Annotated in this window: 7 protein-coding genes; 6 read left to right on the top strand and 1 reads right to left on the bottom strand. The window is 73.2% G+C overall.

Annotation, left to right across the window (positions count from 1 at the left end; all coding sequences use genetic code 11):
- Positions 1 to 629 precede the first annotated feature (629 nt).
- From ABZ885_RS33335 to ABZ885_RS33325, 3 genes are all read left to right on the top strand, one after another.
- On the top strand, positions 630 to 833 hold the full coding sequence (locus tag ABZ885_RS33335; protein ID WP_030289665.1) for a cold-shock protein: 204 nt from the start codon (positions 630 to 632) through the stop codon (positions 831 to 833).
- Positions 834 to 1,158: 325 nt separating this feature from the next.
- On the top strand, positions 1,159 to 2,781 hold the full coding sequence (gene groL, locus ABZ885_RS33330; protein WP_360197080.1) for a chaperonin GroEL: 1,623 nt from the start codon (positions 1,159 to 1,161) through the stop codon (positions 2,779 to 2,781).
- 88 nt (positions 2,782 to 2,869) lie between these two features.
- Positions 2,870 to 3,229, top strand: coding sequence for a hypothetical protein (locus tag ABZ885_RS33325; protein WP_360197077.1), 360 nt, complete (start codon positions 2,870 to 2,872; stop codon positions 3,227 to 3,229).
- A 28-nt stretch (positions 3,230 to 3,257) separates the two neighbouring features.
- Here ABZ885_RS33325 and ABZ885_RS33320 read toward each other — a convergent pair whose 3' ends face one another.
- Complete coding sequence (locus tag ABZ885_RS33320) at positions 3,258 to 3,908, bottom strand: hypothetical protein (protein ID WP_360197074.1); 651 nt, start codon at positions 3,906 to 3,908, stop codon at positions 3,258 to 3,260.
- A 107-nt stretch (positions 3,909 to 4,015) separates the two neighbouring features.
- Here ABZ885_RS33320 and ABZ885_RS33315 point away from each other — a divergent pair, with 107 nt between their 5' ends.
- The 3 genes from ABZ885_RS33315 (at position 4,016) to ABZ885_RS33305 (ending at position 6,226) form a co-directional block, all read left to right on the top strand.
- A complete protein-coding gene (locus ABZ885_RS33315) occupies positions 4,016 to 4,408 on the top strand; it encodes a PadR family transcriptional regulator (protein ID WP_360197071.1) in 393 nt (130 codons plus the stop codon).
- On the top strand, positions 4,405 to 5,376 hold the full coding sequence (locus ABZ885_RS33310; protein WP_360197068.1) for a hypothetical protein: 972 nt from the start codon (positions 4,405 to 4,407) through the stop codon (positions 5,374 to 5,376). The genes ABZ885_RS33315 and ABZ885_RS33310 overlap by 4 nt, the downstream gene beginning before the upstream one ends.
- A gap of 163 nt (positions 5,377 to 5,539) precedes the next feature.
- The gene (locus tag ABZ885_RS33305; RefSeq protein WP_360197065.1) at positions 5,540 to 6,226 is read left to right on the top strand and encodes a copper homeostasis protein CutC; all 687 of its coding nucleotides are present in this window, start codon (positions 5,540 to 5,542) and stop codon (positions 6,224 to 6,226) included.
- The last annotated feature ends 71 nt before the right edge of the window (positions 6,227 to 6,297 follow it).

Raw genomic sequence — 6,297 nt, 5'->3', positions numbered from 1 at the left:
CCTCGACCAGGTCGGTGGCGGCCGCGAGGAGCTGGTGTCCGGGCTGGGCAGCCTGGTGGACGGGGTCGCTGCGGGCTCGGTCGCGTGCCCGCGGGCGGCTACCCGCATTTCGGCGGGAATATTTTCCGGTCCGCTCGGAGTAGAGTGTCGCTCGGCCGGGAAGAGGCTCCCCCTCCCTCGTACCGGTACTCGAATCCGTCCCGCCCTTTCCCCCCGGCCCCACGCCGGGGCCCCCGCCGCCGGTGTCCGTCCGGCCGCTGAGACCCGCGCCGGGTGCGCGGCCCGGAAACATGTCAGGCCGGTGTCAGAATTCTTGAGGGGATCTGAGTAATTCGTCCGCTATGTCCGGCGTGAATTGCGGGACTTTACGACCATTTGGTCCGTCCTGTCCCTTGGCACCCCAAGGGAATTCCCGGCGGCTGGCCCTGTTGCAGAGGGCGTCGATACGGATACATTCAGCCGCGGTCGACGCAATCGCCCCCGCACCGGACGCCGTCCGGTGCTTCCGGCGGGGATTGCGGCGTGCACGGCTGTGCCCAGGGGGGGTTCCCCGGGCCGGCCTCAAACCAGACCCGGGCCCGCGACCTGCGGGCGCGTGAAGGGCCAGCACAGCACTAGGGGAGTTCGGAATGGCTCAGGGCACCGTCAAGTGGTTCAACGCGGAGAAGGGCTACGGCTTCATCGCGGTCGACGGTGGTGCGGACGTCTTCGTCCACTACAGCGCGATCCAGATGGACGGCTACCGCACCCTTGAGGAGGGCCAGCGGGTCGAGTTCGAGATCTCTCAGGGGCAGAAGGGCCCGCAGGCGGACATGGTCCGCGCGGCGGTCTGACCTTTCCGACACCCTGGAGTCCTGCTCGGCCCACCGGCTGGTGCACCTCCTGCTTGGCGAGGGGCCCGCACGACACCCGTCGTGCGGGCCCCTCGCCGTGTCCGCCGGGGCGGCCGCCGCGGCTCGCGGGTTGGCGATTGGGCTTGCACTCGCCTACCCGGAGTGCTAATCATTGGCGTTAGCACTCACAGCGTGAGAGTGACAGCGGACCGGGTCGGTGAGGCCCCCGGGAGCGGTAGGGGAAAGGACCCCCGCACACCAGGGCCGTCCGTCGCGGGCACCCCTTGGTCCGAGCAGTCGACCGTGTCCCGGAGGACCACTTCTGATGGCCAAGATCATCGCCTTTGATGAGGAAGCTCGCCGCGGCCTTGAGCGTGGCATGAACCAGCTCGCCGACGCAGTGAAGGTCACGCTCGGCCCCAAGGGCCGCAACGTCGTGCTGGAGAAGAAGTGGGGCGCCCCCACGATCACCAACGACGGTGTCTCCATCGCCAAGGAGATCGAGCTCGAGGACCCCTACGAGAAGATCGGCGCGGAGCTCGTCAAGGAGGTCGCCAAGAAGACCGACGACGTCGCGGGTGACGGCACCACCACCGCCACCGTGCTGGCCCAGGCGCTCGTCCGCGAGGGTCTGCGCAACGTCGCCGCCGGCGCCAACCCGATGGCCCTGAAGCGCGGCATCGAGAAGGCCGTCGCCGCCGTCTCCGACCAGCTGCTGGCTCAGGCCAAGGACGTGGAGACCAAGGAGCAGATCGCCTCCACCGCCTCCATCTCGGCCGCCGACACCCAGATCGGCGAGCTCATCGCCGAGGCCATGGACAAGGTCGGCAAGGAAGGCGTCATCACCGTCGAGGAGAGCAACACCTTCGGCCTGGAGCTCGAGCTCACCGAGGGCATGCGCTTCGACAAGGGCTACATCTCCGCCTACTTCGCCACCGACCTGGAGCGCATGGAGGCGACCTTCGAGGACCCGTACATCCTCATCGCCAACTCCAAGATCGGCTCGGTCAAGGACCTGCTCCCGCTGCTGGAGAAGGTCATGCAGAGCGGCAAGCCGCTCGTCATCATCGCCGAGGACGTCGAGGGCGAGGCCCTGTCGACCCTGGTCGTGAACAAGATCCGCGGCACCTTCAAGTCCGTCGCCGTCAAGGCCCCGGGCTTCGGCGACCGCCGCAAGGCCATGCTCGGCGACATCGCCATCCTCACCGGTGGCACCGTGATCTCCGAGGAGGTCGGCCTCAAGCTGGAGAACGCCGGCATCGACCTGCTGGGCACCGCCCGCAAGGTGGTCATCACCAAGGACGAGACCACCATCGTCGACGGTGGCGGCGACAGCGAGCAGGTCGCGGGCCGCGTGAACCAGATCCGCGCCGAGATCGAGAACAGCGACTCGGACTACGACCGCGAGAAGCTCCAGGAGCGCCTCGCCAAGCTGGCCGGCGGCGTGGCCGTCATCAAGGCCGGCGCGGCCACCGAGGTGGAGCTCAAGGAGCGCAAGCACCGCATCGAGGACGCCGTCCGCAACGCCAAGGCCGCCGTCGAGGAGGGCATCGTCGCCGGTGGTGGCGTCGCCCTGCTGCAGGCCGGTGTCGCGTTCGACAAGCTGGAGCTCGACGGCGACGAGGCCACCGGTGCCAACATCGTCAAGGTCGCGCTGGAGGCCCCGATCAAGCAGATCGCGACCAACTCCGGCCTCGAGGGCGGCGTCGTGGTGGAGAAGGTGCGCAACCTCCCCGCCGGTCACGGCCTGAACGCCGCCACCAACGAGTACGTCGACCTGGTCGCCGAGGGCATCATCGACCCGGCCAAGGTCACCCGCTCCGCGCTGCAGAACGCCGCCTCCATCGCGGCGCTGTTCCTCACCACCGAGGCCGTCATCGCCGACAAGCCGGAGAAGGCCGCTGCGGCCGCCGGCGGCGGCATGCCGGGCGGTGACATGGACTTCTGATCCCTCGCCGGATCGGTCAAGTCTTCGCTCGCACGGGCGGTTCCCCTCGGGGAGCCGCCCGTGCGGCGTTGTGCGGGAGAATGGGCGGATGGCTTCCGCAGATGACATCGAGACCGCCCTGCACCAGGCGCGGGCGCTGATCCTGGCCGACCTGACCGCGCGGGACGTGGCGGACGCCGCGGTGGTGTCGCTGGTCGAGACGGCCGTCACGCACCGCCGCTGGTGGCTGGAGCAGTGGCCGGACGGTACCGAGTACGTGCTCGGGCTGGTCGCGCAGGACGTCCAGGACGCGCTGCTGGAGGCGTACGGCCGCTGGCCGCTCTGCGCCGCCTGCGCCGCCGAGGGCGACCCGCACGCGCTCAGCGTCGAGCCCGAGCTGGGGCCGGAGCCGCACTGGGTCTGCGGCAAGGAGGGCGCGGTCGTCGCGCCCGTCGGCCGGCTCACCTGATCCCGGCGGGCCCGCTGCGCCCGGCGGGTCAGCCTTCGAGCGTGCCGAGCTCGGCGGCCAGGTTGGTGCGGGCGGGGGCGTCGAAGCTCCCCCGGGCGGCGTGGGTGCGGTAGAGCGCGGGGAGCGCCAGCAGCTGCCGCAGGACGGCGGCGCGGCCGGCCCGGAAGTCCGGCTCGGGGACGAAGGCGTACTCCTCGCGGACGGCGGCCGCGTACCGGGCGTAGGCCTCCGGGGTGCCGCCGAGGACGGCCAGGTCGGCGTCGCACAGCACCTCGCCGTCCCGGTCGCCGGGCTCGGGATGGTGGGTGACGGTGAGCCGGACCAGCCGGGCGACCTCGGCGACCCGCGGCCCGGGCAGTCCGGCCTCGGTGAGCGCCCGGACGGCGAGGGCGGCGCTGCGCTCCTCGTTCTCGGAGCGGTCCGGGCGGTAGACCGCGTCGTGGAACCAGGCGGCCAGCCGGACGGCGTCCGGGTCGGCGGCGTGCCCGGCGAGCGCGTCGACGTGGCCGAGCACCGCCCGCAGGTGGTCGGTGGTGTGGTAGCGGCGCTGCGGCTCGGCCCAGCGGCCCAGCAGGTCGCGGCCGTACGGCTCGGGGTCGGCGGTGGCGCCGCAGCGCCGCAGCAGGGCGGCCCAGTCGGCGAGCAGGTCGGCGGGTGCGGCGGCGGACGTCTTCGGCATGGGCACATTCTGGCGGCTCCCCGGCGGCGGGCCTGCGGATCGGCGGTTTTCGTGACGTTCGGCGGTTCCGCTGGCGGCATATGCAGTTTGACGATATATGTAGTCCCATGACAGAGCGAGCCATGCAGGAGCCGACGCTGCTCCTGCTCACCGCGCTGGCCGATGCGCCCAGGCACGGCTACGCGCTCATCCAGGAGATCGCCGCGATCTCCGACGGCCGGGTGAAGATGCGCACCGGCACGCTGTACGGCGCCCTCGACCGGCTGCTCCAGCAGGGCCTGATCGAGGTCGCGGCCGAAGAGGTCGTCGACGGCCGCGCCCGGCGCACCTACGCGCTCACCGAGGGCGGCCGGGGCGCGCTGGCCACCGAGGCGGAACGGCTGCGCGCCGTCGCCGAGGAGGCCCAGCGCCGGCTGGCGGCCGTCCGTCCGGTCGTCGTCCGGCCCGCCGCCGGGTCGGCCAAGCTCGCATTCACGAAGGTCAGGGGGGCTTTCGCATGACGACTCAGGCATTTCCCGGGGTGGTGGGGGAGCCGGTGGCGCTGCGCGCCGCGCTCCGGCTCTACCCGGCCCGCTACCGGCGCGAGCGCGGCGACGAACTGACCGCCGTCTTCGCCGACTCCACCGCCGAGTCCGGCAGGCTCGCCACCGCCCGCGAGGCGCTCGACCTCGGGGCGTACGGGCTGCGCATGCGCACCGGCCTGACCGCCACCTCCACCGCCGGACGGCTGCTCGCGCTCGCCGCGCCGCTGATCGCCGGGGCGATCGCGGGGCTGGGCCTGACCCGGGGCGGGTACGAGGCGGCCCACTCGGCCTGGGTCTCGATGTGGGATCTGCCGGACCGGTTCACCCAGGTGCCCTTTTACCTGGGGTTCCTCGGTCAGGTGTTCGTGCCGTTGCTGCTGGTCGCCGCCGTGCTGGCCGGCCGGTGGCGGCTCGCCCGGTACGCGGCGCTCGCCGTGGCGTTCGTCGGCCTGTGGGGGGCGGCCTGGTGGGCCGCGGCCTACTCCTGGGACCCCTGGCTCGTCTTCCTGGAGACGAGCGAGGCGACCCCGGCGCTGTTCGCCGGTGTGCTCTTCGCGCTCGCGCCGCAGGAACTGCTGGAGCGGCCGGGCCTGCGGGAGCGGGGCGCGGTGCTGGCCGCGATGGTCGGCGGCGGGCTGGTGCTGTGGGCGGAGGACTTCTACAGCTCCTTCGTGCTGATGGACGGCGCGACGGCCGGGGTGCTGCTGCTGGTGCCGCTGTTCGCGCTGCTCTTCGCGGCTCGCGGGCGGCTGCTGCCGGCGGCGGTCGGGCTCGCGGTGCTGCCGCTGACCCTGATGTTCAGCCTGTTCCGGCTCTGGCAGGTGGCCGGCGGGGTGTCGGGGCTGCTGCCCTGGGCACTGGGCGCGGCGGCGGCGCTGGTGCTGCTCGGCATGGCGCTGGGCCGCACCCGGACCGGGGCGGGAGGTGACCGGAGCCTGGCCTGAGTCCGCTCGGGCCGGGACGACCGGGGCCTCGCCTCCTCTCGTACGGCCGGACGACCCCGGGTGTGGGACCGGGTCGTCCGGCCGTACGGCTGTCCGCGCGCGGTGCCGCCGGGTGGGGGCACAGGGGGTCGCCGGGGGCGGTGCGATGTGGCAGGCTGTGCACATGTCTAGACCAATTCTCGAAGTCATCGCGCTGACGCCCCAGGACGCCCGGGCCGCCGAGTCGGGCGGCGCCGACCGGCTCGAACTGGTCACGGACATGGCCGCCGACGGGCTCACCCCGGCGGTCGGGGACTTCGCCGCGATCCGCGCCGCCGTGGACCTCCCGCTGCGCGTCATGCTCCGCATCCGCGACGGCTTCGCCCCCGGCGACCTGGACGAGCTGCGCGCCCGCGCCGCCGCCCTCCGGGCCGAGGGCGCCGACGAGTTCGTCTTCGGCTTCCTGGCCGCCGACGGGTCGGTGGACCTCGCCGCCACCACCGCCGTCGCCGAGGCGGTGGCCGGCTGCCGCTGGACCTTCCACCGGGCGATCGACCACAGCGCCGACCGGGCCGCCGTCCGTGCGGCCGTCGGGGCGCTGCCCGGGCTGGACACCTTCCTCACCTCCGGCGCGGCCGGCGGCGTGGACGCCGGCCGGGAGGCGCTGCTGGCCGAGCTGGGCAAGGCCGGCGAGCCCGGGTACGGGCAGCGGATCCTGGTCGGCGGCGGCCTGCGGGCCGAGCACCTGAAGGAGCTGCGGGCGGAGGGCTTCGACGCCTTCCACGTCGGCGGTGCGGTCCGTGCCGACGGGTGGCGGTCGCCGGTGGACGCCGCCGAGGTCGCCGAGTGGCGGGCCCTGATCGACGGCTGAGCGTGGAAGCGCCGACAGCCGGCGGTCCGGGCCCGGCCGCCCGGCCGCGCGGGGGCCGGACGAGTCCGGCC

Source organism: Kitasatospora sp. NPDC047058, from assembly GCF_040643935.1.
GTDB lineage: Bacteria > Actinomycetota > Actinomycetes > Streptomycetales > Streptomycetaceae > Kitasatospora.
Note: the sequence above shows the minus strand (reverse complement) of the source record. Positions and strands in the feature narration are given on the sequence as shown.

Excerpts from the sequence above, each read along its gene's own strand:
- ABZ885_RS33335 (WP_030289665.1), top strand. The coding sequence starts at position 630 with ATGGCTCAGGGCACCGTCAAGTGGTTCAACGCGGAGAAGGGCTACGGC.
- groL (WP_360197080.1), top strand. The coding sequence starts at position 1,159 with ATGGCCAAGATCATCGCCTTTGATGAGGAAGCTCGCCGCGGCCTTGAG.
- ABZ885_RS33325 (WP_360197077.1), top strand. The coding sequence starts at position 2,870 with ATGGCTTCCGCAGATGACATCGAGACCGCCCTGCACCAGGCGCGGGCG.
- ABZ885_RS33320 (WP_360197074.1), bottom strand. The coding sequence starts at position 3,908 with ATGCCGAAGACGTCCGCCGCCGCACCCGCCGACCTGCTCGCCGACTGG.
- ABZ885_RS33315 (WP_360197071.1), top strand. The coding sequence starts at position 4,016 with ATGACAGAGCGAGCCATGCAGGAGCCGACGCTGCTCCTGCTCACCGCG.
- ABZ885_RS33310 (WP_360197068.1), top strand. The coding sequence starts at position 4,405 with ATGACGACTCAGGCATTTCCCGGGGTGGTGGGGGAGCCGGTGGCGCTG.
- ABZ885_RS33305 (WP_360197065.1), top strand. The coding sequence starts at position 5,540 with ATGTCTAGACCAATTCTCGAAGTCATCGCGCTGACGCCCCAGGACGCC.